Raw genomic sequence first — 26081 nt, 5'->3', positions numbered from 1 at the left:
TAGCGAGGACCTGATGCGGCACATCGAGTACCTGCCCCTCCCCGAGATCGCCCGCGCGGTCCGGAACCCGAAGGAGCACGACCTCCCCACCATCCGCAAGTCGATCCAGAAGTGGGGCTGCACCCTCGCCGGCGAGCTGGACGACCGCACCGGCCGCCTCGTCGCCGGGCACGGGCGCCTCCTGGTGCTGGAGGAGCTGGTCGCCGATGGCGCGTCGCCGCCCGAAGGCGTGAAGATCGGCGACGACGGCGTGTGGCTGGTCCCGATCCTGCGCGGCTGGTCCTCCCGCTCTGACGCGGACGCGGAGGGTTACCTCGTGGCCAACAACTCGACGTCGGAACGCGGCGGGTGGGACCGCGGCCTCCTCGCTGACATGCTGACCGACATCGGCGCGGCCGACGAGGAGCTGCTGGCCGCGACCGGGTACGACCTTGGGGACGTGGACGACCTGGCGCCCGCCGACCCCGTCCAGCCGCCGCCCAGCGGAGAGCCGGGAGCGGGGCCGGCCGAGCAGGTCGAGCCGCCGACCGTGTGGGGCGTCGTCGTCACCTGCGAGTCCGAGGCCGAGCAGGTCGAACTCCTGGAACGGCTGTCCGAGGAAGGCCACTCCGTTCGAGCCCTCATGTAGCCAATTACTAACGCCGTGATGTCAGGGTGGATCTCCGCCAGTCTGCACGTCCTGAGTGCCGCCGTCGAGTTGCTTGACCGGCATTAGCACCGCGCCATCAGGCCCAACCTCCACACGCCAGTTCGATGGCCACACATGGTTCCCATCTGGCCGCGTCACCCGCGCTCCCTCCAATTCGAGGGCCGTTCCCGCCGTGCCCCTGAACACAGTGTTACCGGTGAAGGTCGCATCCTCGAACCAGCCAACGTCAGCGAAGATCGCCGTATCAAATTGGGCATCACCGATGAAGGTGGCTCTGTTAAACCAGATACCTTCGTTGAAGGTCGCCTCGTCGAACGCGGCGTAGCCATGGAAGGTTGCATCTGCGAACCCGGCAGCGGTGAACGTCGCCCTCATAAACCAGGCATTACCAGAGAAAGTCGCGTTCTCGAACGAGGCTTCAGTGAAGGTTGCATCGCCGAACCAGGCGTCGTTAGCGAAGGTCGCGCCGGAGAAATCCCCCCGCTCGACGCGGCATTTATCCAAGTCGAAGCTGAGCAAAGTTGCGCCGGTAAGGTCAAGGCGGATACCGGACCAGAAGAGAGGATTGGCGGCGGCTGGTCGTTCCCACCAGCGACGCTTTCGCCAACGCAGATGGTCCGCGAGGAGGCGCTGAGCGGTGAGGCGGACCTGTTTTTCTTCGTCCCGGTTGCGGCTGGCTGGGGCCACGGCACGGCCAGGTGAGCGTGTGCGGGCGGTCCGCTGGGCGGCGCGGATCTGCTGCTGCCTGTTCTCTGCCTCGGGAGGAGTCCACGGCATCCGCAGATAGGCGCAGATAACGTCTACGACGGTCTGCCGCAGCCGGGGGTTGTTCTGCGCGAGCTGCTCGAGTGCGTACAGACCGCCGAGCCGCACAGGGGCTTGACTGCTTCCTAGCTGCTCGACCGCCTTGCTGAAGCGATCGGTGTCGTGACCACGCTCTCCGAGCTGAAAGGTGCGCCGGGCGGTGTCGGCGTTGCGCGCGGTGTAAAACACTGCCAGGAGCGCGGCTAGGCCCGTGGCCACCGCCAGGACGTTTCCACGGATAGCCGCGAGAGCGGCGGCCCGGTCCTTATCGTCGTTGAACACCATCGTGTGGTCGATGTGCTCCATCACCCATGTGGCGCCCGGACCCAGCATCCAGGTCAGCGTCGGGATCGCCAACAGCACCAGCAAGGTCACGACGATCGAGGAAGGCTTCACTCTCCGGGCTACCGTTTCAAATCTTTCTCGGTCATGGTCCTGATGATCCTCTTACAGCGCGGATATCGGGTGCCGAGTGATGAGGTTGTAACCCTTCGTCAAGAAGGGGTCGTGAATGACCATGTCATTAACCTCAACGTGGATGATCAAGTTAAGGAGCATGACGTTGCGCGCGGACATCACGCTCGCCACCCCTGTACGCCGCACCGCCCGGGTGCTCCAGTTGCAGGGCATGTTCGACGTGCCGCTGGAGGAGAAGCTGACCAACTCGTGGTCGGCCGTCCTCCCAGTGGAGGAACGGCGGTGGAACGTCGGCCTGCTCGTCGGCCCGTCCGGCGCCGGGAAGACCACTCTTGCCCGCGCGCTGTGGCCGGGCCGGCTGGTCGAGGCGCACACCTGGGGCGACCGGGCGCTCGTGGACGACTTCCCCAAGGGCATGTCCATCAAGGACATCGTCGGCCTGCTCACGGCGGTCGGCCTATCGTCGCCCCCGGCGTGGCTCCGGCCGTACAAGACGCTCAGTAACGGGGAGGCGTTCCGCGCGAGCATGGCGCGGGCGCTCGCCGAGCAGCAGGGCCTGGTCGTCGTGGATGAGTTCACGAGCGTCGTGGACCGGCAGGTGGCGAAGGTCGCCTCCCACGCCGTGGCCAAGGCCGTACGCCGCTCCCGGCGGCAGCTCGTCGCGGTCACGTGCCACTACGACGTGCTCGACTGGCTTCAGCCGGACTGGGTGTACGACGTGGCAGCGGGCTCGTTCGCGTGGAGGCAGGTTCAACCCCGGCCCACGCTCGCCCTCGAAGTCCGGGCTGCTGACCGCTCTCTCTGGCAGGTCTTTCGGCACCATCACTATCTGAGCGCGGAGATCTCCAACACGGCGCATTGCTTCGTCGGGTGCATCGACGGTGCCCCGGTGGCATTCCTGGCGTACCGGCATTTCCAGCACCCGCGCGTCCGGAACATGAAGATGGAGCACCGGCTCGTGGTGCTGCCGGACTTCCAGGGCCTCTCCATCGGCGCGCGCATGTCGGAGTGGGTCGCCCAGCACCTCGCCGAGCAGGGATACCGGTACCGGTCCGTGTCCAGCCACCCGGCGCTCATCTCCTACCGCGACCGGTCGCCGCGGTGGCAGCGGCAGGCCCGCGCCACCAAGCTCCACACCAGCTCGAAGCGGCGGAACCAGCACAAGGACACGCTTGACCCGCGCCGGCTCGGGCTCGTGTCCTTCGAGTACATCCCGCCCGCGCCGCCACAGCGGCGCTGACCGGCGGCTTACCGATCGCGGAACGGGTCGGGGATCTCGCCGTGCATCACGGCGTGTACCAGCTCAGCGACCTCCCGCGCTCCCTGCGGCGTCGCCAAGGCGTAGATGGAGACCGCCTCTGAGTGCGGCTGGTTGATCGTCAGATCCCAGTTGCTGTCGAGGTAGATGCCGACCGCGAGCCCTGTCTGGCCGTCCCAGCCCCAGCCTCGTCTGTCAGGGAGTGGCCCAACGGCTACGCCGGATCGGATGGGGACAGCGAGCGGGAGCCCGAGGTCGGCGAGCGCCTTGGTCAGCGCTTGCTTGAGCTCGCTCAGTTCGGCCAGGTCGCGCTCCTGCTGGGGCCTGCTGTACCTGCTGCTTGTGGCGTCGGCCGCGTACCGGGCCAGCCCGCCGAGGGCTTCCGACCGGTCGTGGCCGTGCCTGGCCGCCGTGTCGGCGAGGTCGTCGAGGAGGCGCGCGGCTTCTGCGATCACGCTGGGCGCGTACAGCGCCCGATAACTCGCGTAGATCTTGCGGACGTGCTGGACCGCGAGCGTCTCGTTCGTCATGCCGTCATGCTCCCACCCGGTGTGTTGTCGCGCGCTGTAAGCGCCATAGAACGGAGAAACGATCATGGCCGTGGATATCCGCCAGTACGAGCCCATCGACACCGTCATCGAGGCGGTCGAGGTCAACGGGCACGACCTCGAGGACATCGTCGCCTGGATCAACGCCGAATCGAAGCTGAACGGCATCGTTGGGCAGCCCGCCCTGCGTGGCCGGTCGGCCGAGTACGTGGAGATCCAGACGCCCGAAGGTGCGCTGCGCGCCTGGCTGGGCGACTACATCGTGCACGACGGCAACGGCTCGTTCTGGAAGGAGAAGCGCAGCATCTTCCAGCGCACGTACACGCCCGCCGCCGGCGCGGCTGAGGACGAGGGCGGCGAGGGGGAGTAGTGCGCATCCAAGTGCTGCGGCTGCCGCTGTACGAGCTGGGCGGCGTGTTGGAGGAGCCGTTCGCGCTCGTCGTGGACCAGGCCCCGCCGGAGGGGGACGGCTGGTCGATGCCGTCGCTGGCGGTGTTCGCCGAGCAGATCGGCGCCCGCGGCGTATGGGTGACCCCGGCGACGGTGGAGATCGTGGACCAGTTCCCGCCCGAGATCGTGGATCACGTGCCGGTCGGCGATCCGACCGAGGCCGTGAACGGCGGCCTGTAGATCGTTGGCGGAACCGACAACCAACATGTGGAGGGAGGCGTGCCCGGGTGGCCGACGACAAGCGGAAGCTGGAGCTCGCCCAGCGGCGCAACCAGGCCCTCCAGATGCGGATCGCCGGAGTCTCGCCGACGCTGATCGCTGAGCGGCTCGGCTACAACAGCCCGCAGGCGGCGTCCGGCGACATCACCGCGGCGCTCAAGCGGGCGGCCAAGGTGGAGGGCCTGGCGGCTGAGCATCTGCTGCATCTGGAGATCGGCCGCCTGGACAGGATGATGGCCGCCCTCTGGCCGCGTGTGCTCAAGGGCGAGGTGAACGCGGCCGAAGCCTGCCTGAAGATCATCAATAAGCGGGCGTCGCTGCTGGGCCTGGACCAGATCAACCGCAACGGCCACCCAGACCACGACATGGCGTCCCTGCTCGGCAGCATGCTGGCCCAGCTCCAGCAGCGCTACCAGGTCGCGGACCCGGACCTGGACGCCATCACGTCGGCCGAGGTCGTCACGGGCGAGGTGCTGTACGACGACGCCGGCGGCGAAGCATGAGCGGCGCCCTTGGCCTGGCCGTCCGGCTGTCGCCCAAGCAGGAACGATCGATCGCCGAGTCGAACGCACGGCTGAACGTCTGGCAGGGGGCCATCAGATCCGGGAAAACGATCGCCTCGCTGATCAGGTGGCTGGCGTTCGTCGCGAACGCCCCACGCGGCGGCTCTCTCGTCATCGTGGGCAAGACCGCCGACACGATCAGCAGAAACGTGTTCGATCCGCTGATGGACCCCGCCATCACCGGGCCGCTCGCCGCGCGGATCTCCTACACCCGCGGTGCTCCTACCGCGACGATTCTGGGCCGGAAAGTCGAGATCATCTCGTGCGCGGACGCCCGCGCCGAGACACGGCTGCGAGGCATGACATGTGCGGGCGCGTACGTGGATGAGATCACACTGCTGGAACGTCCGTTCTGGGACATGCTGCTGTCTCGCCTGTCGGTGCCGGGAGCGAAGCTGTTCGGCTCCACCAACCCCGACAGCCCCTCGCACTGGCTGAAGCGGGACTTCCTCGACCGGGCCGCCGAACTCGACCTGAGGAGCTGGCACTTCCGGCTCGACGACAACCACAGCTTGGACGCGGCGTACGTGGCCGCGCTGAAGAAGGAGTACACCGGGCTCTGGTACAAGCGGTTCGTGCTCGGAGCCTGGGTGATGGCCGAGGGCGCCATCTTCGACATGTGGGACGAGGACCGGCACGTCGTCCACGAGCTGCCGCTGATGGAGAAGTGGCTCGCGGTCGGAATCGACTATGGCACCGCGAACCCATTCGACGCCGTCCTCATCGGCGTGTCCGTCCCCGACGACGCTGGGCAGCGCCGCATCTACGTCGCCAGCGAATGGCGGTGGGACAGCAGAGCGCAGCGCAGACAGCTCACCGACGCCGAATACTCGCTGCGGCTGGCCGACTGGCTGGACGACATCCCCGAGACGTTCGGCCCGGGGACGCGCGGCGTCCGACCAGACTGGCTGATCGTGGACCCCAGCGCGGCGTCGTTCGTGATGCAGCTCCACAAGGACGGGTTCCGGCCACAGCAGGGCGACAACTCGGTGCTGGACGGCATCCGGACCGTGTCCAACCTGATGGCCGCCGACCACCTGCGGGTCCATGCCTCCTGCCGCGCTCTCATCGATGAGATCGTCGGCTACGCCTGGGACGACAAGAAGGCCGAGCGCGGCGAGGACGCCCCGGTCAAGGAGCATGACCACTCCGTGGACGCTCTCCGGTATGCGCTGCACACCACACAGGCGGTGTGGTTGCGGCTGCTCGAACCCGTCCCCGCCTACTAGACGCGCGCCCCCGGGCCGGTTGTGGCGGCTTGGTCTGGGGGTGTGCCTGCTCCGCGCGGCTTCCCCGTACGCGCGTCGAGCACCCAGCGCGGGCCGCGCCTTTCTGCTGTTGAGGGGCAGCACGAAGGCCGGCCCGCGCTGCTGGACCTCACCCCATTCCGGATTCCGAGGGAGAGCCGTCGTGGCCGACTTCACGTTCAACATCGCGCTCGGCAGGGTCGCCGAGTTCTACAACCGGGTGAAGACCGGTGACCCCGCCGGCTGCACGCTCGTCATCGCCGCGCTGGCCGCCGCGGGCCTCGAGAGCGACGCGGTCCTGAAGGACAAGGACACGCTGGCCGACGTCGTCGCGGGCGCCACCAACGAAGTGACGGCCGGGAACGGGTACGCGCGCAAGACGCTGGTGGCGGCCGACCTCAACGTGGTGGCCCCGGACGACGCCAACGATCGGCTCGACCTCGACATCCCCGACCAGACATGGACGAGCGTGCTCGCGGCCAGCGGTGCGTGGGCCAAGTTCGTCGTCTGCTACAAGCCGTCCGCCGCCGCGACAGACGCGCAAATCGTCCCGCTCACCTGCCACGACTTCGCGATCACACCGGACGGCACGGACGTGGCCGCGCAGATCGCGACCGCGGGCTTCTACCGGGCGCAGTAGCCGTGGCGGTTCGGTTCGATGCCGACAGCGAGGACTACACCCGAGCCGTCAATCTCGGGGCGCAGTCGCAGTGGTCGATGTCCTGCTGGGTGAAGATCTCCGGGGACCGCGACACCTACAGCACCGCTTGGTGCCTCGACGGCGGCTCCACGACTGACTACGCCTTTTTGCAGACGATCAATGACGGCACAACGTTGACGTTCAGCCAGGCAAGCTCGGGCTCGAACACGGGCTTCCTGGCCACGCGGGCGTTGACCGTGGGCGTCTGGTACTACATCGCTGTCTCGGTCAACGGGGCGTCCGGGACGATGGTGTCGAAAGCCCTCGGCGACGCATTGTTCACGTACTCCACGTGGACCGCCGGGAAGGCATCCACGACGCATACGAACCTGCGGATCGGCGAATCCGTCTTCGAGGCGGAGTGGCTCAACGGGGCCGTCTGCGCGGTGAAGTGGTGGGGCGCGGCCCTGTCCCAGGCCGAGTTGCAGGCCGAGGCCGGCCAGTTCGCCCCCGTCCGCACGACCAACCTTCGCGCGTACTACCGGTTCAGCGGACCCAGCACCGTGGACAACTCCGGCAACAGCAACACGTTGTCGGGCGGTACGGGCACCACAGCCGAGCCCGACCCCGTCATCGCGCCGCCCGTGCTGCGGGCCAACACGTTCGACGGCGGCACGGCCGGAGCGGCGATCACTGCGGCGAACTCCGGCGGTACCAGCGGGGACGCGTTCAACAACATCGCCGGGTCGCCGCAGTACAGCAACGCGGTCGCGCACCGGGGCCTGGTCGCGACCAACTCGGTCGCCGGATCAGACACGCACATCGACTGGACGAACGTCACCCAGCCCGGCAACACGATCTGTTCGCGCATGTACCTCTACCGGGCCGGGACCCAAACCGACACCAAGGGACTCTTCGCCCTGATCGGCCCAAGCGGCGTCGTGTCCAAGGTGTGGATGTTCGCGAACGGCTCCATCTCCATCTACTCCGCGGCCGCTGGCACGAACGTCGCGAACGGTTCGGTGCCCATTCCAGTGGGCCAGTGGGTGCGGATCGAGTGGCGTTACACCATCGACGCGTCCGGCAACGGCACCGTCGAGATGTGGATCTACCTGTCCGCCGACTCCACCGCGCATTCCGATTACGTCATCTCTTCGACGGTGGCGTGGCCGGGTGGGAAACCCAGGGACGCCGAGTTCCACATTGGGCGTGACGCCGGCAGCCAGTGGTACGTGGATGAGATCGCCGTCTCGGACACCAAGCTCGGGCCGGTGGTTCCTCGGCTGGTCGCGCAAGTCAAGATGGCCGCAGAGACCGACGCGGCCCAGCGCGTCACCGGTCGGAAGGTCGGCCGCGTCGCCCAGGTCGCGAGTTCCGGTGCGGCGCTGCCGGTCCGTCCGGCCAAGGTGCGGCAGGTCGGCCAGGTTGTCGAGACCGGCTCTCCGAGCCCGGTCGCCGGGCGGAAAACCCGGCTCGTGGTCCAGGTCGCCGAGTCGGACGTGGCGGCGCAGGTCAGAGCGGCGCGGCGGCGGATCATCGGGCAAGCCGTTGAGACCGACTCGGCGACTGTGGTCATGTCCGATGTGGGCGGTGTGGTTGCGCCCGCGTTCGAGACCGACATCGCGGCGCCGATCCGCCCGGTCAAGGCACTCCACGTCGGGCCGGCTCTCGACGCGAGCACGACGGCCGCGATCCGGCCCGCCCGTGCCCGAACCATTGGCCAGGCCGGCGAATCCGGCCTCGTGCAGGCGATCGGCCGCCGCAAGATCCGCATCGTCGGGCAGAGCACCGAAGGCGACCAGGCTCGGCCGGTCAGGCAGCTCGGCCGCGAGGTCACGGGCGTGGACGGGCCGCGCCGGACTTGGAGCGCAACCCTGACGCGGCACTGGGCTGCTGATCCGCCGCGCCGTACCTGGTCCGCATCGCGTACGTAAGGAGCCCGTGGTGGGAGAAACGATCTCTAGCTTGTCGCGGGAGTGGTTGCCGTTCTTCGTGCGCGGCGCGGCAGGAACGGAACTGGTGGAGATCGCGTTCACCACGCCGGGGGTCGAGCCGGCCGAATCCGACTGGAAACCGGCCGAGTGGGCGCCCGGCTCTGCCGGTGTGCGGGGCGCGACCGCGCGCATTTTGTTCGGGCCTGGCGGGGCCGTCGCCAAACCGGATGGCAGCTACCAGGCGTGGGTGCGGGTGAGCACGCCGTTTGAAAAGCCTGTGCTGCCTGCGGGCCTGATTGACGTCATCTGACCATCCCGCGCTGGCCTGCCGCGACCACGCACGTTGCGTCCCTTCGAGAACAGAGTGAGGGCGAGACCATGCCGCTTCCGGACCACGACCAGGAGTGGCCGCCGCCGCACGTCCGGCGCGAGATGCGGCTGTATGAGGAGTGGGGAGCCTGGTACGCGGGCGACCCGGACCGGTTGGCCGACGTGTACGGCTCGACCGGGATGGTGCACGGCATCGGCCTGGACCCGAAGGGCTGGGACCGGCCGTCCAAGGGGTTCACTGGGTGGATTCAGCGTGCCGCCCGCTACTTCTGGGGGACGCCGGTGCCGCTCGGGCAGGTGCGCTCCACGAAGCTGCACATCCCGATCGCCGGTGACATCGCTACGACCAGCGCGGACCTGCTGTTCAGCGAGCCGCCGACGCTGCGGGTGCCCGGCAAAACGTCGCAGAAACGCCTCGACACGATCATGCACGAGGCGGGCATCTACGGGGCGCTGCTGGAGGCCGCCGAGATCGGCTCCGCGTACGGCGGCGCCTACCTGCGGGCCGGGTGGGACACCGAGATGTACGACCACCCCGTCATGTCGGTGTTGCCGCCGGACGCCGCGGTGCCCGAGTTCCGGTACGGCAAGCTCGCCGCGGTGACGTTCTGGCGGGTGCTGCACGAGGACGGCGACCGGCAGGTGTGGCGGCACCTGGAGCGGCACGAGCGCGGCCGGGTGCTGCACGGGCTCTACCTGGGGACACCGGACCGGCTGGGCCACCAGGTCCCGCTGGAAGACCACCCGGACACTGCCATCTACGCCGATCAGGTGGACGAGAACGGCGGCTTCGACTCGCGGTACCCGCGCGGCCTGCTCGTGTCGTACGTGCCGAACATGCGCCCCCACCGGCTGATCCGTGGCACGTCGCTTGGCCGGTCCGACTACCAGGGCGTCGAACACCTGATGGACAGCCTCGACGAGGTGTGGACGTCGCTGCTGCGCGACATCCGGCTCGGCAAGGGCCGCGTCATCGTGCCCGACGTGTTCCTCGACTCCCTCGGCCGCGGCCAAGGCGCTGCGTGGGACCCGGACCGGGAGATCTACTCGGGGCTCGGGATGCTGCCGCCGCCCGGGTCGGCCGCCAACAGCATGTTGACGATCACGCAGTTCGCGATCCGCGTGAAGGAGCACGTGGACGCGGGCAAAGCGCTGGTCGCTCAGATCCTTCGCGGCGCGGGCTACAGCGCGCAGTCGTTCGGCGAGGTGGACGGGTCCGGGCAGGCGGTCACCGCCACAGAGGTGCACTCCCGCGAACGCAAGTCATTCTCGACGCGCGGCCGGAAGACGGGCTACTGGAACCCCACCCTCCAGTGGGCGCCCGACGTGCTCCTCTCCATCGATCACGCCGTCTTCGGCAAGAAGGTCAGCGCGGAGAAGGGCGAGGTGCACTGGCCGGACGGCGTGCAGCCCGACCCGGAGGCCCTGGGCCGGACGCTTGAGCTCCTCAACAGGGCGCAGGCCGTCTCCCTGGATACGAAGATCCGCACTCTGCACCCCGACTGGGACGACCACCAGGTGCGCGAGGAGCAGGAACGCATGCGTGACGAGCTCGGGCTGAACGTGCCCGACCCCGACCGGCTCGACGACGTGCTCGTGCCCGGCACGGGCGACGACGAGTAGCCGGGCATGAGTGTGCCGACGCTGGCGCTCCCGGCCGCGCCGCAGGAAGCCGCGCAGATCGAGGCCGCGCTCGAGCACGCCCGCGCCGTCGCCGCGATCTACTGGGACGCCGAACGCGAACTCCTCAAGGTCGTGTCGGAGGCGCTCGCGAAACGGGAGGGCGAACCGGAGTACGCCGGCCCGCGCTTCGCCGAACTCCGGCAGCTGCGCAGGGAGGCCGACCGGGTCGTCCGGCGGCTGGAGACCCTGTCCGAGCGGCTGGTCACGACCGGGGTGAACGCCGCGTGGCGGCGCGGTGTGGAGCGCGCGACCGGCGACCTGCAACGGCTCGGCTCCCGCAGAGGGATCCCGCAGGGGCAGGGCGTCATCGAGATCGCTCGCCGCGCGACGCGGCTGGTCGCCTCCACCCAGCCGGGCATGCGGTCGGCGCCGGAGTTCATCTTCCAGCAGATCGTGAACGAGGTGGCCGCGCAGGCGCTCACCGGCGCGATCTCCCGCCGCCAGGCCCAGGCCCGGCTTCTCGACCGGGTCGCGAAGAGAGGCATCACCGGCTTCACTGACACCTCCGGCCGGGTGTGGTCGGCGAGCGCGTACGCCGAAATGGCGGTGCGGACGGCGATGGCGCAGGCCGCGACGGACGGCCACCTGGCCACCCTCGCCGCCAACGGGGTGGACCTCGTCATCGTGAGCAGGTTGCCGTTCACGTGCGAGCGGTGCGCCCGCTGGGAGGGGAAGATCCTGTCCCAGGAGGGGCCGATCGGCTGGCGTCAGGAGGAGTCGGCCGTCTCCGACGCGATGGTGGACGTGCTCGTTGAGGGGACCGTGACGCAGGCCCGCGCCGCCGGCCTGCTGCACCCTGGCTGTGGTCACACGCTCGGCGCCTACCTGCCGGGCGCGACCCGGCCGCCTCGTCCGGCCTCGCACCGTGGTACGTACTCGGGGGCGCAGAAGATGCGTCGCCTGGAATCGGAGCTGCGCGGGGCGAAGCGGCAGGCGGCGGTCGCGCTCGACGCCGAGCAGCGCCGCAAGGCGGCGGCCCGCGCCGACCGGCTCACCCAGCAGATCAAGGACCATGCTCGAGAGTCGGGCATCCCCGCCCGGACCGATCGGCAACGCCAGGACACCATCCCGCGCGACCTCGACAACCGGACGGACGACGAGCTGGCCGCGCTGCTCGGCCAGTGGGCGAACGATGAAGCGGCGGTGGCCCGCATCACGCAGGTGCTGGAACGGCGCGACAGCGACCGCGAACGCCAGCGCGATACGCGGGTTCGGGAGGCGGTCGCCGGCCTGCCCGCCGAGTTCGCCAACGCCTCCGACGAGCAGATCCTTGACCTGGTGCGGCAGTTCTCCGACGCCGGAGACCCGGTCGCCTTGGAGAAGCTGCTCGCCGAGCTCGACGCCCGCGAGCAGAACCCCACCTGGTCGTGGCAGGCCGACGACACCGCCGAGGACCGCGCCGTCACCGACCTCATCGACGACGGCGCGGATCCCCTGGACGCGTACGCGCTCGTGTACGGGCTCGACCCGGAAGTGATGCGGCGCGAGGAGTCCCGCCAGGTCGCCGAGCAGATGCGGCGACCAGGGGAGACCCTGGACCAAGTCGTCCGCCGTCTCTTCGACGAGTGGCTGGAAACCCAGTTCATCGCCGCCGAGCGGTACACGCGCGGTGTGCTCGTCAACGCCGCCGGCCGGGCGGCCGGGATCGACGGCCGGACTCTGCTGTCCGGGCCGCAGTCCCGCGCCGATCGGTACGCCTCCGACGAGCTGCGCGCGTGGTGGGAGCAACACCCCCGGATGACGCTGGTCGAGTTCCGGGCACAGATGCTCGGACGCGCCTCCGACCGCAAGGCCGCCCAGAGAGCGAAGGAGCAGCGCCGGTGAGCCTGACCGACCTCGACCGGCGGACGGCGATCACGACGGCGCGATGGGCCGCACAGCAGTCCCGCCCGATCACCGAATGCCCGTACGACCCCGCAGGCGACGCCCGAGCACGGGCGCTCGCGCTGCTGTGGGTGCGCACATATCGCAGGTACCGGCCGCCGGCCTGACGCCGGGGCGCCTGCCTGCCCTTGTTGTGGCCCGCCTGGCGCGGGCCTTTCTCATGTCCGGCTCCAGGAGGGCCCCGATGTTCGATCACATGCTGCCGACGACGCCTGGCGCGATCATCGGCTACCGCAGGAACGGCCAGCCCATCCGGCTCATCGCCGGGGGCGCTGAGGGCGGCGGCGACGCTGCCGCGGCCGGTGGCGACAGCGGCCAAGCGGGTGACGCTCAGGCCCAGGCCAGAGCGCAGTCGCAGGAAGGCCAGACCGACGCCGGGAGCGACACGCCAGACCCGCTCGCCGCGGCGAAGGCCGCCGAGCAGAAGGTCAACCCCGACGCCATCAAGGTCGAGCAGCTGCCCGACTGGGCGCAGAAGATCGTCCGGGATGCGCGGAAAGAAGCGGGCGACTACCGCGCCGCTCTCAAGCAGGCGCAGAAGGACGCCGAGGACGCCGCCAAGAAGGCGGGGCCGTCCCCGGAAGAGATCACCGCGAAGGTGCGGGAGGACTTCGCCCAGCAGATCGGCAAGGCACTCGGACTGGTCACCGAGGAGGAGCAGCAGCTCACCCCGGAGCAGGTGATCGAGAAGCTGACCGCCGAGAAGGAACAGACGGCGAAGGAACGCGACGAGGAGCGCGAGCTACGCCGCCGGGAACGTCTCGAGGCGGGCGTGCTCCGCGCCAGCGGCAAGCTGGGCGCCGACTCTGAAGCGCTGCTCGACAGCCGGACATTCCTCCGCAAGATCCGCGACCTGGACCCGGACGCTGACGACTTCGCGGCCAAGCTCGGCGACCTCATCCAGCTCGCGATCGACGAAAACCCCAAGTACAAGGCGACTGCCCTGGCGGCGACGCCCACGCGGAGCGGAGGGGAGTTCGCCGGCGGGCCTGGCGTGCGACCCAGCGGCTCCGAGCCCACCATCGACGACTTCCGTAAGCGCCGTGCCGCTGAGGCGGCGGCGAAGAACAAGTCGTCTTAGCCAGGTCGTTGGCGGTTCCGCTAACGGCTTTCATGTCAGGAGTAAGGCCCGATGGCTAACACGTTCATCACTCCCAAGGTCATCGCCCGTCAGGCGCTCGCGAATTTGTACGAAACCACGGTCATGGCTCAGCTCGTGCACCGTGATTACGAAGAGGAGTTCGTGAACAGGATCGGTGACACGATCACGATCCGGAAGCCCGCCGTCTTCGAGGCCAAGCCGTTCAACAGGACTACGGGCATCGAGATTCAGAACGCGACCGAGGGGTCGATCCCGATCCGTCTCGACAAGTTCGTGGACGTCTCCTTCGCTGTGACGAGCGAGGAGTTGACGCTCGACATCGTGGACTTCAACGCGCAGCTTCTCGCCCCAGCGGTCGAGGCGATCGCGCAGAAGATCGACCGCGACGTTCTGAGTCTGCGCGGCGACGTCCTCCAGCGCACGGGTAAGGCCGGAACCACGGTGACCGGCGTCGGCGGCCCCGTCACCGGCACCAACGAGTGGAACTGGGACAACCCGCGCGTCGCGATCGACGCGCGCAGGGTGTTGAACCAGCGGAACGTGCCGCCCACGGATCGCAACATGGTGGTCGGGCCGGAGATCGAGGCGCAGTGGCTCGGCGACCCGCTGTTCCACCAGGCGGACACCAGAGGCGACACCGAGGGTCTGCGCGAGGCCAACCTCGGCAGGCGCGTCTTCGGGTTCGACGGCTACCAGACGCAGAACATCAAGGGCCCGACCGGATCCCCCGGGGCCGGCCAGCCGAACACCGAGATCGGCGTCGCCTTCCACAGGACGGCGTTTGCGCTGGTCACGCGCCCGTTGGTGCTTCCGCAGGGCGCCGCGAACGCGCACGTCGAGTCCTACAAGGGGTTCGCGTTGAGAGTGGTCATGGGCTACGACCAGGCCAAAAAGCAGGACGTGGTGAGCATCGACACCCTGTACGGGGTCAAGACGCTCGACGCAGACCGCGCGTGCCTCATCCATGGCGTCGCCTGATGTGGCGGTACAGGAACGCCAACACCGGCGACGTGGTGGACCTGGAGCAGCGGGATCCGTGCTTGGACATGCTGCCGAACTGGTCCGCCACTCCGCTGGGCGCCGCGCCCCCCGCAGCTCCCGCCGTCCCGGTGGCCGGGGCGGCGGGCCGGCCGCCGGAGAACGCGAACAAGTCGGCGTGGATCGCCTACGCCGTCACCCGCGGCATGGACGAGCGCGACGCCCGCGCCCTATCCAAGGCGGCGCTCATCGAGGAGTTCGGCGAGAACTCCGACAACAACGACGAGGGAGAGGAGAGGGCCGATGGCCAGGACTGACCTCACCGTGACCGCGATGCCGCGCGCCGGCGTGAACCTGGCGGGCGCGCTGCCAAACCCCGCGAACGCGGACGGGCACGCCTTCGTCCACTCGCCGAAGCGGCAGGTGCGGGTCAAGAACACCGCGTCGGCGGCCCGCACGGTGACCTTCGTCATCCCCGGCGAGCTGGAAGGCCAGCCCCTGCCGGACGTTCCGCACGTCATCCCGGCGAACACCGGGGACGTGCTCATCCCGCCGCTGGGCGACGTGTACCGGCAGAGCGACGGCAAGGTGTGGATCAACTACGACGACCCGGCCGGCGTCAGCGTGGCCGTGTACGAGATGCCGTAGGCGGCCAAGGTGGTGGTGTACGCGAGCGCGGCCGACTACGCGGCCTACACCGGGCAGGATGCGCCGTCCGGGATCGAGGCGGTGCTGGCCCGCGCGTCGGAGCGGATCGACGAGCTGCTGGTGGGCGCTGTCTACGACGTGGACCCGGCGACCGAGCTGCCGACCAAGCCGAAGGAGGCCGAGGCCATTGCGCGGGCGACGTGCGCGCAGGCGGCGTGGGCTCTGGCGGTTGGTGACCCGTACGGTGTGGCCGCTGCGTTCAAGTCGGTGTCGATCGGGTCGGTGAAGCTCGACCGCGCAGGCGGCGGCGAGGCGGGTCCGGCCCGGCACGCCCCGGACGCGGCGTCGATCCTGCGCACCGCGGGCCTGCTCCCGGGCTACGTGATCGATCAGGGCGTGTGGTGACCGTGCTGATCCCCGAGTGGGTGTTCACGCACCAGGCCATCATCGAGCCCTTCGAGGGCGACGGCGCGTACGGGCCGATCTTCGGCCCGCCGGTCTCCGAGCGGTGCCTGGTGGACGACGAACGGAGGCTGGTCCGCAACGCCGAAGGCAGCGAAACCGTGTCCGATACGACGATCTTCTTCCCGTCCGGGACGCACTGCCCCGAGGGGTCGCGGGTGACCGTCAACGGCCGGACGACCACGGTCATCGCCTCCCACAACCGGACCGGCGGCGGCCTGCCTACGCCCGACCACACGGAGGTGGTGTGCCGATGAGCCAGCGCGCGATCGACGTGGACGTGCGCCTGGACATGCACGTCAACCCGGAAGCCCTGGAAGCCAAGGCGCGGGCGGCCATCGAGAGGGGACTCCACCAGGCGACCGAGCACGTGCTGACTTCGACCGAACCGAAGGTGCCGTGGCAGACCGGCGACCTGGAACGGTCGGGCAGCGCCCAGGTGGACCGCACCGCCCTCGAGGGCGTTATCTCGTTCGACCAACCGTACGCAGTCGCCCAGCACGAAAACCTGGACTGGGACCACCCGATCAAGGGCGAACCGAAGTACCTGGAGACCACCCTGTACGAGGAGGCCGCCGTGGTGCGGGACATCGTGGCCAAGGCGGTGCGGAAGGCGCTCGGCGGATGACCACCCCGATGCCGGGATTCTCGCGAGCTCTGCTGAACGGCCTGGCCGAACTGCTCGCCGCGCGCGGCGTCGGCGCGTGGAACCCGGTCGGCGCCTACACCGACGCCCAGCTCGCGCTGACGATCGGCGGTCTGCCGGCCCGGCCGGACACGGCCATCTCACTGGCTGTGTACGGGACGGGCGGCGACGACCTCGACGGCGGCGACTCGACGGTGCTCGTGCAGGCGCGGATGCGGGCGAAGGGCGACCCGCGCGACGTCGGCGATTACGCCGACGCCGTGTTCGCCGTGCTGCACGGCCTGTCCGAGGTCCGCCTGTCGTCGGGGGTGCTGGTGCTGCTGGCCAGGCGGACCGTGGTGGCGCCGCCCGGCCGCGACTCCTCCGGCCGGTGGGAGCGCGCCGACTCCTACGAGCTGATGGTGCACTGGCCCACCGCCCAGCGGGACGACGAGTAGCCCTCCGGGCTGGCGTCCCCCTACTTCTTCATCTGTGCGCGGCCGGGGCCGGCCGCGCACGCGCACGAACGGAGACACGATCATGGGCCTGCGCAGCATGCTCGCCAAGGACTGGAAGCTCGACGTGAACACCGCCGGAGTGGGCGCCCCCACCCCCGCGTGGACGCCGGTCCGAGGGCTCAGCAAGTTCGAGAAGACCACCGACGACAACGTCGAGGACGACGGGGATTTTGATGACGAGGCCGGGTACGGCGCGGACGTCATCACGGAGCGGAAGTGGAAGATCGAGGCCGAGGGGCGCCGCAAGCGGAACGACGGTGGCGTGTTTGTCCCGGACACGGGCCAGGAGTACATCCGTAAGGCCGCCCGCCGGGTCGGGTACGCGGCCAACATCGAGGTCCGCTGGTACCGGCGCGACGGCTCCGACGAGGCGTACAAGGGCGTCTGCCAGGTCAACGAGTACACGGTCGGCGGCGAAAAGACCGACCTCGAACCCTTCAGCTTCACCCTGCTTGGGCAGGGCGAGGACGAGGAGATCGACAACCCGCTGGTGGCGCCGTGACCTCCTTCCGCGACCTTGACGAGTTCTTCGACCCGTCGCTCCGGCTGCCTGTCGGCGGCAAGACGTACGTGATCCCACCTCCGGACGCGGAGGTGGGCCTGCTTGTCCAGCGGCTCATGCACGCAGGGATCGCCGCCGAAGCGGGCCAGGAGGTGGATCAGGAAGGGCTCAACCAGCTCGCCGAGACCGTCCTGACGAACGACAGCGACGAGAAAGACCTCTACAAGCGGATCCTCGGCCCGGTCTGGGATGAGCTGTTCGCCGACCAGGTGTCGTGGCCGGTCATCCAGCACGTCGGCGAGACAGTGATGCTGTGGGTCGGCGCGGGCCTGGAGGCGGCGGCCCGCCATTGGGAGGCCGGGGCGGGGGAAGCGCAGGCCCCGAACCGGAAGGCTCGCCGGGCGGCGGCGTCGCAGGCCCGATCGACCCGGTCACGGGGCTCGCGGAGTGGTACGACCCGGACGACGGGCTCGGCCTGACCGGCGGGCCTGCCGTGTCGTGGCTGGACCTGCTGACGCGGTGGGAGCTGGTGGAGGCTGACCTGCACAGCGAGTTCGGGATCGACCTCGACCGCTCCGGGGCGCTGCGTGGCCGGTCGTGGCGGTGGCTGCGGACCCGGATTGCGGGGCTGCTGGTGGCGGATACGCGGATCGCTCGCGCGCTCGACCCGGGCGACGACCGTTCCTCCCGCCGATGAACCGTTGGCGCTACCGCCAACGGAGATGAGCTGCTGAAGGGTGGTGGCGCTGGTGAACGTCGGCGAACTGTCAGCCAGGCTGAAGCTGCACGACAACCTCTCCGGGCCTCTCGGCCGCGCCATCGGTTTCTTCCGCGCCAAGGCGCAGGAGTTCCGCGCGAACGCCGGATCGATCGCCACCAGCTCGGTGCAGATGGGCGCCCGCTTGGCGGCCACAGCGGTGGCGGGGGCGACCGCCGCCGCTGGCCTGGCGTCGGCCGCGCAGGGCGCTCTCGGCCTGGTGGCCGCGCTCGCCCCGGCCGCCGGGATCGTGGCAGCGCTGCCCGGCGCGCTGGCGCTCGGCAGCGCTGCGCTCGCCACGTTGAAGGTCGCCCTGGCGGGTGTGGGCGATGCTTTCGGCCTCGCTCTCAGCTCCAACGTGATCGACTTCCGGGATTCGCTGGTCAAGCTGTCCCCTGCCGCTCGGGCCGCAGCGCTCGAGCTGCACGCCGCGAAGCCCGCCATCGACGCTCTCAAGTCGTCGGTGCAGGATGCGTTCTTCGCCCCGCTGGTCGGCCAGATCACTGCTGTGGCCGCCGCTCTGGTCGGTCCGCTGAAGGCGGGCATGTCCGGGGTCGCCTCGCAGATGGGGTTGGCTGCGGCGGAAGCGGCCCGGTTCGCGGCGTCGGCGCAGACGTCGGCCGCCGTAACGTCGATCTTCGGGGCTTTGCGGTCGGCGGTCGCCGCGATCCAGCCCGCCATCGCGCCGCTGCTGGCCGGGTTCCGCGACCTGACCGTCGTCGGCGCGGGCTTCTCAGCCGGCCTCGTGCCGGGGATCGCCGCCGCGGCGGCCCGGTTCGGCGAGTTCCTGTCGAACGCGGCCCGGTCCGGGCAGGCGCTGGCCTGGATGCAGGGCGCCGTGCAGGTGTTCCAGCAGCTCGGCACCATCGGCGGCAGTGTCGTCGGCATCGTCCGGTCGATCTTCGCCGCGATGCAGACCGGCGGAAGCAACGCGCTCGGCGTGCTCGGGCAGGTCCTGGGCAAGGTCAATGAGTTCCTGGCCAGCGCGCAGGGTCAGCAGATCCTCGTCACGATCTTCCAGTCGTTGTCGCAGGTCGGAAGCGTCTTGATGCCGATCTTCACGGCGCTGGGCGGATCGCTGGCCATGATCGCGCCTCACGTGGCGGCCATCGCGGTCGCCCTCGGTCCTGGGCTGGCAGCCGCCGTGAGCGCGCTCGGTCCAGCGCTGGCCGCGCTCGGGCCTGGGCTGACCATGGTCGCGCAGATGCTGTCGCAGGCGTTCGCGTCTCCGGAGCTCCAGGCCGGATTGCTCGCGCTCGGGCAAGGGATCTCGGCTGTGCTCTCCGCTGCTGCGCCGCTGCTGCCGGTGATCGGGCAGCTTGCCGGAATCCTGGGTCAGATCTTGGGTGCGGCGCTGACCAACGTGGCGTCACTGCTCCAACCGGTGATCCTGGCGCTTTCGTCCAGCTTGAAGCCACTTCTTCCGGTTTTGTCCAGCGCGGTCACGCAACTCGCGGCAGCCACGGCCCCACTCGCGGCTCAAATAGGGCAATTCCTCGCACAAGCACTCAAAACGGTCCTTCCGCCCTTGGTCCAGCTGGCGATGGACCTGCTCCCACCCACGTTAGAGCTGGTCAAGGCCCTGATCCCGGTGATCAGCTCGTGGGTCGGCTCGCTCTCGGAGATCCTCGGCGTGATCCAGCCGATCATCGGGCCATTGACGCAGATCGCGACCGCGCTCCTGCCCTTCTGGATTAAGATCATCACGGCTGTGGTTCAGCTCTTGTCCGGCGACTTCAAGGGCGCACTCAATTCGATCATGGGGGCGATCAAGAGCTTCGGCGACACGATCATGAACGCCGGGCGCGCGCTCATGGAGGGCCTCTGGAACGGCATCGTCGCCGCCGGAAACATGATCAAGGACAGGATCGTCGGCTTCCTCCGCTCCATCCTCCCGCAGCCCGTCCTCGACTTCCTCGGCATCCACAGCCCCTCCCGGCTCTTCATGAAAATCGGCCGCCAGGTCCCTGCCGGCCTCGCCCTCGGCATCACCCAGGCCGGGGGAATGGTCCGCACCGCCGCCGAACGCATGGCCGGGGTCGTGGCCGGCGTGGGCATCCCCGACATGGCAGCGCCCGGCCTGGCGCTGCCCGGCGGGATGAACGGCACAGGGCTCGGCGGCTCCTCCCGGGTGGTCGTGCACCAGACGAACTACTACCCGCAGGCCGAACCCACCTCGGCCACCGTGAACCGCGGGCTCCAGCTCGCGGGAGCCTTGGGGGTGATCTAGCCGTGCCGCAGTACACGCTCGACGGCGTGCCGCTCGACCACCCCGCTGGCTGCTGGCGGCTCAAGAAAGGCACCCAGCGCAGGCCCTTGCCGGGAGCCCGCGCTGTCCGCGTCACCGTGCCTGGCCGCGCGGGAGAGCTGCCGATCGTCGGCCTGGACCACGAGCTCACCTCGTTCTCGCTCGTGTTCACCGTGACCGGGGCCACCCCCGCCGGCGGGTACGGCGGCTTCGCCCAGCTCGAAACCAACCTCGAAGCCCTGACAGCGCTGCTCGGAGTTCGGCACCGGCTCATGAGCCTGCGCTACGAGGCAGGCAGCATCGTGCGCGTCGCCGACGTGACCGTGATCGCCGCCTCCGAGCCGGAGCTGCGGGTCGGCGCCGCCCGCGCCCGCCTTACTGCGGTGGTCGAGGTCCCAGGCGTGTACTGGCGGGACGAGACCACCACCACATGGGCCGGGAACGCCAACGCCGACAACCAGGCGATCACCACCGTCGCCGGGAGCACCGCGCCCATCACCGACGCGCTGATCCGCGTCACCGGGCCGGCCAGCAACATCACCATCAGGGACGTGGCCACGCAGGGCGCGGTCGGCCTGCTCACCTCGGGCAGCAACAGCATCACCGCGTCCGAGCGGCTGCTGATCGACGCCGCCGCGATGCGCGCGGCCGTCGTCACCACCGATACCTGGGACCTCGCCGCGGGCACGGACAAGACCGGCGTCATCTCCGTGTTCGGGCCGGGCAGCGCGTCCCGCTGGCTGCACCTGACCCCGGCCGTCGCGGTTGGCGACCCGTTCTCCCGCGCCGTGCTCATCTCCTGCTCCAGCTCCGGCGTCACCGCCGCATCCAAACTGGAGGTCAGAGCTCGCCGCGCCTACCTGTAATCGCGCCGATCTCAGCGGGCAAACCCCGAAGCACGGATCGACGACGATGGTAGGTCCGCAACCTACCAACTAGCGTCATTCGGTGGACCACTGACCGAATAATCTCAACCGGTGGAGCTGTGACCATAACCGTCGCGCTCTACGGCGAAGAGTAGACGAGATAAGCAACGCGCAACTCATCACCGCACTCGACGCGGTAGTTGTAATGGGCTACGCAATGCAGACCGTGTTATGGTCCATCACCGTGTCTAAACGCTACCGTTCGGCTAGCCTAGGAAGGCGTGCGGGGCCCCGATCCTCGCTCCGACTCGAACCGGGGCCTATCGCACATGCGATACAAGCGGGCTCGGCTGATTACATCTGGCCGGGCCCGCCGCCGTTCAAGAGCCAGTCCAGCAGGATCAGTAGCAGCCGGAGGAGTTCCAGCCGATCCTCGTGATCAGACTCTTCCTGGGTGCGGTGCAACGAACCTCCCCTTTTCCGGACCGGTTGGTTCCCATGTGGGTGGTCCCGGCCCGCTCGACCGACCCACGTGGAAGCCGACCGACTGGCGAGTGCGTTGCCTTGCACTGTTCATGAATCGTACTGGTAATGGCGTCTGCTCGGAGATTTTCCATGCCCAATCTGGAACGATTTTTGTGCCGTTTCGACCGGGTATGTCCGCCAATTCGGCCCATATTTGGACAAATATTTTCGAGGGAAACGCGCCACAATGCGTAATTGCTTGAGGGCTTTTCACGTCTTAGCAAGGTGATACGGGGGACGGACGGAGGGCGTCATGTTCGACCTCCGCCTCGTCGCCTACGCCCCCAACGGCAACAGGCTCGGCATCCTCCCGCACCCGCTCAACGTGCAGGTCGCGTGGCCGCTCAACGACGTGCCCAGCCTGAAGTTCGGCTACAGTACGCGGGCGGTCGGCGCCGACCTGATCGCCCAGCCGTGCGAGATCGGCGTCCAATGGTCAGCGGACGGCAACGTGTGGACGGAGAACGGCGACGGCCGATTCATCCTCGCCCGCCGCGAAGGCGACCAGCTCGACCCCGCCCGGACCTGGCAGTTCGACTGCCCCAGCTACCTGTGGGTGCTGAAGAAGGCCGTCACGTACGCGCACGCCAGCATCGCCCCCACCAACGGGCAGCGCGTCTACGGCTCCCCGACCCCGAACGCCACCAGCGGATTCATCGTCAACAGCCTCCTGACGGAGGCACAGGCGCGCGGCGCCCTGGCCGGGTTCGGGTGGACGTTCACCGGCAGCCTCGACACCGCCGGACTCACCTGGAACCAGACGTTCGGGCTGGGCATACCGCTCGGCACCGACGTGCTCGCGGTGCTGCTGACGCTCGTGGACGCGGGCCTGATCGACATCCGCATGACCGGCCCCCGCACCCTGTCCGCGTGGCGGCCAGGCACCGCCATCTTCCGCGACCTCACCACCGGCACCACCCCCGTCGAACTGGCCGGCGGCCGGGACATCCGGGCCGCGCCCGACGTCGGCACGCTCGAGGACCTCGCCAGCGCCGCGTACGTCGTCGGCGACAGCTCCTTCCGCGTCGAACGCGTCAACGTCGGCACCCCGCTGCCGTGGGGGCGGTGGGAGGTCAGCGTACGCCAGGTCGGGGTGACGGAGGCGACCGCCGCGAACCTCGTAGGCGACTCGCTGCTCGTGCGCGGCGCGGTCGAGCGGGTGCAGCGCACGCGGGAGCTGCTGTTCGCGCCCAACACGCGCTGGCTGCCGCTGCGGGACTACCTGCCCGGGGACCGCATCTACGCGCCCGGCGCGGCCGGGCAGCGCACACCGCTGCGGGTCCGGCAGATCACACTCACCCGCACCGAACGTGGCGTGGTCGGCGGGAACCTCGTCCTCGATGACCGGCTCGCCGACCAGGAGATCCGGCTCGCGCGCCGCATCGCACGGCTCAGCGTCCGGCCGTAGAGATCGCTGTCTTCATAGATGGTTGCTTTTGGGAGGCTCGTCGTGCAGGTGATCACGCCCGGACCCGCCGAGCGGTACGCGCTGCGCCTGGTCGCACACGCCCCCAACGGCGACCGGCTTGGGGTGCTGCCGCACCACCTCGGGTTCGAGGTCGCGTTCCCGCTCAACGACGTCCCCAGCCTGAAGGTCACCTACCCGGTCGCCGGCGTCGGCTCGCAGTGGCTGGAGCAGCCCGTCGAGGTGGCGGTCGAGTACGCCACCGAGAACGGCGTGTGGGTGGAACCGGACGGCGGCCGGTTCCTGCGAATCAAGCGGGGCGCCGACGTCGCCGACCAGAGCGGCACCCGCACGTACGAGTGCCCCGCCTGGTCGTGGCAGCTCCGCAAGCTGATCATGTACGCGGGCGGCGTCATGGTCGAAGGCAAGCGCCAGTTCTCGGCTGTCACGCCAGGCGCGCTGCTGCGGACTCTCGTGCAGGAGGGGAAGGTTCGCGGCGCGGTGCCCGGCCTCGCGATCGACTTCACGTCCACGCACGACAGCGCTGGGCAGCCGTGGGACGCGACCAAGCTGCTCACGCTGGAGCTCGAACCCGGTGTTGATCTGCTGACCCTGCTGATCAACCTTTCCGAGCAGGGCGTGCTCGACTGGACGATGACCGGCCGGACCCTGCGCGCCTACCGTGAGGGCACCGTCCTGGGCCGCCAGAACGGGACCGGGGCCGGCGCCATCGATCTGCGACTCGGCCGCGACATCGACGAGGCGCCCGACACCGCGACGCTGGAGGACCTCGCCACCGCCATCCTCATCAAGGGAGAGAAGGGCCTGACCGTCGAGGTCACCAACTCCAGCGCGACCGCGCCCTGGGGGAGGTGGGAGACCTCGCAGTCGCAGGGCGGCGTGAGCGACGCCGGGACTGCGACGCTGCTGGGTCAGAACGCGCTCGAGCGCGCTGGCCGCGAGCGCGCCCAGCTCACCCGCGGCATCCGCGTCCAAGCCGCCCGGTTCCTGCCGCTGGCGCACTACCGGCCGGGCGACTACATCAGAGCTCCCGGGGATCGCGGGGAGATGCAGCCGCTCCGGGTGCGGCAGATCACGCTCTCCGTGGACAAGGACGGCGCGATCTCCGGCAACCTTGTGCTCAACGACAGGTTCATCGAACGCGAGATCCGGCTCGCCCGCCAGGCGGCCGGCATCCTCGCGGGCGGCGTCGGCTCCGGAGGTACCGGAGGCACGCCAGCGCCCGAGCCGGGTGGCCGCACTCCGGCCGCGCCGACCGGGCTGGTCGTGAACGCGCAAGCCTACATCGACGCGTCCGGCACCGCCCAGGGGCAGATCACCGCGACGTGGTCGCCGGTGACCGCCGACGTGAATGGCGTCGCCATCGAGGTGGACTCCTACGAGCTGTACGCGCGGGAGAACAGGCCGGGCGACTACTGGCAGCAGATCGCTGTCGTAGAGGGCGGCACCACGACAGCGACGTACTCTCCGCTGCGAGTGGGAGTCGAGTACGCCTTCAAGGTGCGGGCTGTCTCGCCATGACGGGGCCGTTCTCGAAACAGGTGATCGTGCTCGTGCCGGACGACGTGACCCCGCCTCCGGCTCCTTCCACGCCTGCTGTGATGAGCCGCCTCGGCATGATCCATGTGGGGTGGGATGGACGCTCGTCTTCTGGCACGAGCATGCCTTCTGACCTGGACCACGTGCGGGTCTGGCTGGCCGATCCCATCGATCCCAGCAGCGCAGCAATCGTAGACGCGATGCGCGCGGCCGAGACGGTCGTCATCGGTGGCCAGCCGTACAACGCCGAGCGCCAGGTGTGGCTTACCGCCCTTGACCGGTCAGGCAACGAATCGGCCCCTTCTACGAAGGTGAGCGTGACAACCCAACCGCTCGTCAACACGGACGTGGTTGGGCAGATCATCGCGGGCGCGAACATCGTGGACGGCACGCTGAACGCGGCCGACAAGGTGATCGCGAACTCCGTGACGAGCGCACTCGTGCAGACTGCGGCGATCAACGCCGGGCATCTGGCGGCCAACGCGGTCACCACCCCGGCCCTGGCAGCAGGCTCAGTCACCTCGGGAAAGCTGGAGTCGATCCTGACGCTCACGACACGGCTGGTGGCTGGCAACAGTGGCGGCGCTCGCGTCGAACTCAACTCCTCCGGTTTGCAGGCGTTCAACGCAGCAGGCCAGCAGACGGTGTCCATCGCCTCTGCCACCGGGAGCGCCACGATCGTCGGGCAGCTATCCAGCGGCTTCTCCGGCCGTCGCATCGTCTTCAACCCCAACGGGACCAGTGACCCGGAGATCCGTTTCCTGCCCGACAGCGGTGTCGCCGACAACGGTGCCCGCATGTATCTGCAAAACTCCGGAAGTAACCAGGCGTTCCTGAAGTTCGAGGGGCCGCAAGACGGACAGATGAGGTCCCGGCTGGAACTCGGCTCGGGCTTGAACTCTACCTTCATCGGCCAGCTGAACACCTCCGACTACAAGGAGGACATGGCCATCTACATGGGCACGTCCTACACCGGGAAAAGGATCTCGTTCACCGGGCGTGTCAAAGAGCCCGCAGGACTGGGCGTGCAGTGGGGCATGGCTGCCATCGCACCAGGCTCGGCCGATACGGACGGCTCCGTCTTCTCGTGTGACTATGAAGGGCTCTGGTATGAGCCCATGTACGCGATCTTCACGCCGACTGCCGGAAACCCGGTCGGGCACGCGGTGACCCTGAACGAGTACGGCTACTTCAATGGAAGCGTCTCCATCGGGCTGTCCGGTTCCGACCGGGTCACCTGGTGGTCGGTGAGGCTCTGA

The 26081-nt window shown here is 69.1% G+C and carries 30 protein-coding genes; 28 read left to right on the top strand and 2 right to left on the bottom strand.

The genetic code is table 11. The annotated features are described in order from the left end of the window. Nucleotides 1–13: 13 nt before the first annotated feature. Nucleotides 14–628, top strand: a complete 615-nt coding sequence (locus AB0H84_RS46120) for a hypothetical protein (protein WP_357619451.1) — start codon at nucleotides 14–16, stop codon at nucleotides 626–628. A 21-nt stretch (nucleotides 629–649) separates the two neighbouring features. Here the strand turns inward: AB0H84_RS46120 and AB0H84_RS46115 are convergent, their stop codons facing one another. Continuing rightward, entirely contained in the window at nucleotides 650–1828 is a 1179-nt protein-coding gene (locus tag AB0H84_RS46115) for a pentapeptide repeat-containing protein (protein ID WP_357619449.1), read from the bottom strand. Between the two features lie 163 nt (nucleotides 1829–1991). Here AB0H84_RS46115 and AB0H84_RS46110 point away from each other — a divergent pair, with 163 nt between their 5' ends. Then, nucleotides 1992–3110 carry a GNAT family N-acetyltransferase gene (locus tag AB0H84_RS46110; RefSeq protein WP_357619447.1) on the top strand — a complete coding sequence of 373 codons (1119 nt, stop codon included), beginning with the start codon at nucleotides 1992–1994 and terminating at the stop codon, nucleotides 3108–3110. 8 nt (nucleotides 3111–3118) lie between these two features. On the opposite strand, the gene AB0H84_RS46105 is transcribed toward AB0H84_RS46110, so the two are convergent. After that, on the bottom strand, nucleotides 3119–3658 hold the full coding sequence (locus AB0H84_RS46105; protein ID WP_357619445.1) for a hypothetical protein: 540 nt from the start codon (nucleotides 3656–3658) through the stop codon (nucleotides 3119–3121). A 64-nt stretch (nucleotides 3659–3722) separates the two neighbouring features. Between AB0H84_RS46105 and AB0H84_RS46100 the strand changes: the two genes are divergently transcribed. From AB0H84_RS46100 to AB0H84_RS45975, 26 genes are all read left to right on the top strand, one after another. After that, nucleotides 3723–4046, top strand: coding sequence for a hypothetical protein (locus AB0H84_RS46100; RefSeq protein ID WP_357619443.1), 324 nt, complete (start codon nucleotides 3723–3725; stop codon nucleotides 4044–4046). Beyond that, nucleotides 4046–4306 (top strand): hypothetical protein, encoded by a 261-nt coding sequence (locus AB0H84_RS46095; protein ID WP_357619441.1) that lies wholly within the window; start codon nucleotides 4046–4048, stop codon nucleotides 4304–4306. Before AB0H84_RS46100 ends, AB0H84_RS46095 begins: the two co-directional genes overlap by 1 nt. A gap of 47 nt (nucleotides 4307–4353) precedes the next feature. Next, nucleotides 4354–4848 (top strand): hypothetical protein, encoded by a 495-nt coding sequence (locus AB0H84_RS46090; protein ID WP_357619439.1) that lies wholly within the window; start codon nucleotides 4354–4356, stop codon nucleotides 4846–4848. Beyond that, nucleotides 4845–6137 carry a PBSX family phage terminase large subunit gene (locus tag AB0H84_RS46085; protein ID WP_357619437.1) on the top strand — a complete coding sequence of 431 codons (1293 nt, stop codon included), beginning with the start codon at nucleotides 4845–4847 and terminating at the stop codon, nucleotides 6135–6137. Before AB0H84_RS46090 ends, AB0H84_RS46085 begins: the two co-directional genes overlap by 4 nt. Nucleotides 6138–6318: 181 nt before the next feature. Then, on the top strand, nucleotides 6319–6795 hold the full coding sequence (locus AB0H84_RS46080; RefSeq protein ID WP_357619435.1) for a hypothetical protein: 477 nt from the start codon (nucleotides 6319–6321) through the stop codon (nucleotides 6793–6795). Between the two features lie 2 nt (nucleotides 6796–6797). Beyond that, nucleotides 6798–8729, top strand: a complete 1932-nt coding sequence (locus AB0H84_RS46075) for a LamG-like jellyroll fold domain-containing protein (RefSeq protein WP_357619433.1) — start codon at nucleotides 6798–6800, stop codon at nucleotides 8727–8729. Nucleotides 8730–8739: 10 nt separating this feature from the next. Next, complete coding sequence (locus AB0H84_RS46070) at nucleotides 8740–9039, top strand: hypothetical protein (protein WP_357619431.1); 300 nt, start codon at nucleotides 8740–8742, stop codon at nucleotides 9037–9039. 68 nt (nucleotides 9040–9107) lie between these two features. Next, nucleotides 9108–10682 (top strand): phage portal protein, encoded by a 1575-nt coding sequence (locus tag AB0H84_RS46065; protein ID WP_357619429.1) that lies wholly within the window; start codon nucleotides 9108–9110, stop codon nucleotides 10680–10682. Between the two features lie 6 nt (nucleotides 10683–10688). Beyond that, nucleotides 10689–12566 (top strand): phage minor capsid protein, encoded by a 1878-nt coding sequence (locus tag AB0H84_RS46060; protein WP_357619427.1) that lies wholly within the window; start codon nucleotides 10689–10691, stop codon nucleotides 12564–12566. Continuing rightward, on the top strand, nucleotides 12563–12733 hold the full coding sequence (locus AB0H84_RS46055) for an Rmf/CrpP family protein (RefSeq protein ID WP_357619425.1): 171 nt from the start codon (nucleotides 12563–12565) through the stop codon (nucleotides 12731–12733). The genes AB0H84_RS46060 and AB0H84_RS46055 overlap by 4 nt, the downstream gene beginning before the upstream one ends. Before the next feature lie 77 nt (nucleotides 12734–12810). Beyond that, nucleotides 12811–13707, top strand: a complete 897-nt coding sequence (locus AB0H84_RS46050) for a hypothetical protein (protein WP_357619423.1) — start codon at nucleotides 12811–12813, stop codon at nucleotides 13705–13707. 51 nt (nucleotides 13708–13758) lie between these two features. After that, nucleotides 13759–14706: a P22 phage major capsid protein family protein gene (locus tag AB0H84_RS46045; RefSeq protein WP_357619421.1), complete on the top strand. Its 948-nt coding sequence runs from the start codon at nucleotides 13759–13761 to the stop codon at nucleotides 14704–14706. Further along, nucleotides 14706–15023, top strand: coding sequence for a hypothetical protein (locus AB0H84_RS46040; RefSeq protein ID WP_357619419.1), 318 nt, complete (start codon nucleotides 14706–14708; stop codon nucleotides 15021–15023). The genes AB0H84_RS46045 and AB0H84_RS46040 overlap by 1 nt, the downstream gene beginning before the upstream one ends. Next, on the top strand, nucleotides 15010–15354 hold the full coding sequence (locus AB0H84_RS46035; protein ID WP_357619417.1) for a hypothetical protein: 345 nt from the start codon (nucleotides 15010–15012) through the stop codon (nucleotides 15352–15354). Before AB0H84_RS46040 ends, AB0H84_RS46035 begins: the two co-directional genes overlap by 14 nt. A 12-nt stretch (nucleotides 15355–15366) precedes the next feature. Further along, nucleotides 15367–15759 carry a hypothetical protein gene (locus tag AB0H84_RS46030; RefSeq protein ID WP_357619415.1) on the top strand — a complete coding sequence of 131 codons (393 nt, stop codon included), beginning with the start codon at nucleotides 15367–15369 and terminating at the stop codon, nucleotides 15757–15759. Then, complete coding sequence (locus tag AB0H84_RS46025) at nucleotides 15756–16073, top strand: hypothetical protein (RefSeq protein ID WP_357619413.1); 318 nt, start codon at nucleotides 15756–15758, stop codon at nucleotides 16071–16073. The genes AB0H84_RS46030 and AB0H84_RS46025 overlap by 4 nt, the downstream gene beginning before the upstream one ends. Continuing rightward, nucleotides 16070–16444, top strand: a complete 375-nt coding sequence (locus AB0H84_RS46020) for a hypothetical protein (RefSeq protein ID WP_357619411.1) — start codon at nucleotides 16070–16072, stop codon at nucleotides 16442–16444. Before AB0H84_RS46025 ends, AB0H84_RS46020 begins: the two co-directional genes overlap by 4 nt. Beyond that, nucleotides 16441–16899, top strand: a complete 459-nt coding sequence (locus AB0H84_RS46015) for a minor capsid protein (protein ID WP_357619409.1) — start codon at nucleotides 16441–16443, stop codon at nucleotides 16897–16899. Before AB0H84_RS46020 ends, AB0H84_RS46015 begins: the two co-directional genes overlap by 4 nt. A gap of 82 nt (nucleotides 16900–16981) precedes the next feature. Then, on the top strand, nucleotides 16982–17461 hold the full coding sequence (locus tag AB0H84_RS46010) for a hypothetical protein (RefSeq protein WP_357619407.1): 480 nt from the start codon (nucleotides 16982–16984) through the stop codon (nucleotides 17459–17461). After that, nucleotides 17458–17940, top strand: a complete 483-nt coding sequence (locus AB0H84_RS46005; RefSeq protein WP_357619405.1) for a hypothetical protein — start codon at nucleotides 17458–17460, stop codon at nucleotides 17938–17940. Before AB0H84_RS46010 ends, AB0H84_RS46005 begins: the two co-directional genes overlap by 4 nt. A 14-nt stretch (nucleotides 17941–17954) precedes the next feature. Continuing rightward, on the top strand, nucleotides 17955–18158 hold the full coding sequence (locus AB0H84_RS46000) for a hypothetical protein (RefSeq protein ID WP_357619403.1): 204 nt from the start codon (nucleotides 17955–17957) through the stop codon (nucleotides 18156–18158). Nucleotides 18159–18198: 40 nt separating this feature from the next. Further along, nucleotides 18199–20448, top strand: a complete 2250-nt coding sequence (locus AB0H84_RS45995; protein WP_357619401.1) for a hypothetical protein — start codon at nucleotides 18199–18201, stop codon at nucleotides 20446–20448. A gap of 2 nt (nucleotides 20449–20450) precedes the next feature. Then, nucleotides 20451–21332 (top strand): hypothetical protein, encoded by an 882-nt coding sequence (locus AB0H84_RS45990; RefSeq protein ID WP_357619399.1) that lies wholly within the window; start codon nucleotides 20451–20453, stop codon nucleotides 21330–21332. A gap of 778 nt (nucleotides 21333–22110) precedes the next feature. Then, complete coding sequence (locus AB0H84_RS45985) at nucleotides 22111–23265, top strand: hypothetical protein (RefSeq protein ID WP_357619397.1); 1155 nt, start codon at nucleotides 22111–22113, stop codon at nucleotides 23263–23265. A 42-nt stretch (nucleotides 23266–23307) separates the two neighbouring features. Then, complete coding sequence (locus AB0H84_RS45980) at nucleotides 23308–24804, top strand: fibronectin type III domain-containing protein (protein ID WP_357619395.1); 1497 nt, start codon at nucleotides 23308–23310, stop codon at nucleotides 24802–24804. After that, a complete protein-coding gene (locus AB0H84_RS45975; protein ID WP_357619393.1) occupies nucleotides 24801–26081 on the top strand; it encodes a hypothetical protein in 1281 nt (426 codons plus the stop codon). Before AB0H84_RS45980 ends, AB0H84_RS45975 begins: the two co-directional genes overlap by 4 nt.

Origin of the sequence: Nonomuraea sp. NPDC050786, from assembly GCF_040654115.1 — a bacterium.
In the GTDB taxonomy this organism is placed as follows: Bacteria; Actinomycetota; Actinomycetes; order Streptosporangiales; family Streptosporangiaceae; genus Nonomuraea.
The sequence above is the reverse complement of the archived record's forward strand: the minus strand, read 5'-3'. Positions and strand labels throughout refer to the sequence as shown.

Bases quoted from the DNA above. Each gene is read 5' to 3' on its own strand.
- AB0H84_RS46120 (WP_357619451.1), top strand. From the start codon at position 14: ATGCGGCACATCGAGTACCTGCCCCTCCCCGAGATCGCCCGCGCGGTC.
- AB0H84_RS46110 (WP_357619447.1), top strand. From the start codon at position 1,992: ATGATCAAGTTAAGGAGCATGACGTTGCGCGCGGACATCACGCTCGCC.
- AB0H84_RS46105 (WP_357619445.1), bottom strand. From the start codon at position 3,658: ATGACGAACGAGACGCTCGCGGTCCAGCACGTCCGCAAGATCTACGCG.
- AB0H84_RS46100 (WP_357619443.1), top strand. From the start codon at position 3,723: ATGGCCGTGGATATCCGCCAGTACGAGCCCATCGACACCGTCATCGAG.
- AB0H84_RS46085 (WP_357619437.1), top strand. From the start codon at position 4,845: ATGAGCGGCGCCCTTGGCCTGGCCGTCCGGCTGTCGCCCAAGCAGGAA.
- AB0H84_RS46065 (WP_357619429.1), top strand. From the start codon at position 9,108: ATGCCGCTTCCGGACCACGACCAGGAGTGGCCGCCGCCGCACGTCCGG.
- AB0H84_RS46060 (WP_357619427.1), top strand. From the start codon at position 10,689: ATGAGTGTGCCGACGCTGGCGCTCCCGGCCGCGCCGCAGGAAGCCGCG.
- AB0H84_RS46050 (WP_357619423.1), top strand. From the start codon at position 12,811: ATGTTCGATCACATGCTGCCGACGACGCCTGGCGCGATCATCGGCTAC.
- AB0H84_RS46045 (WP_357619421.1), top strand. From the start codon at position 13,759: ATGGCTAACACGTTCATCACTCCCAAGGTCATCGCCCGTCAGGCGCTC.
- AB0H84_RS46040 (WP_357619419.1), top strand. From the start codon at position 14,706: ATGTGGCGGTACAGGAACGCCAACACCGGCGACGTGGTGGACCTGGAG.
- AB0H84_RS46035 (WP_357619417.1), top strand. From the start codon at position 15,010: ATGGCCAGGACTGACCTCACCGTGACCGCGATGCCGCGCGCCGGCGTG.
- AB0H84_RS46020 (WP_357619411.1), top strand. From the start codon at position 16,070: ATGAGCCAGCGCGCGATCGACGTGGACGTGCGCCTGGACATGCACGTC.
- AB0H84_RS46015 (WP_357619409.1), top strand. From the start codon at position 16,441: ATGACCACCCCGATGCCGGGATTCTCGCGAGCTCTGCTGAACGGCCTG.
- AB0H84_RS46010 (WP_357619407.1), top strand. From the start codon at position 16,982: ATGGGCCTGCGCAGCATGCTCGCCAAGGACTGGAAGCTCGACGTGAAC.
- AB0H84_RS45985 (WP_357619397.1), top strand. From the start codon at position 22,111: ATGTTCGACCTCCGCCTCGTCGCCTACGCCCCCAACGGCAACAGGCTC.
- AB0H84_RS45975 (WP_357619393.1), top strand. From the start codon at position 24,801: ATGACGGGGCCGTTCTCGAAACAGGTGATCGTGCTCGTGCCGGACGAC.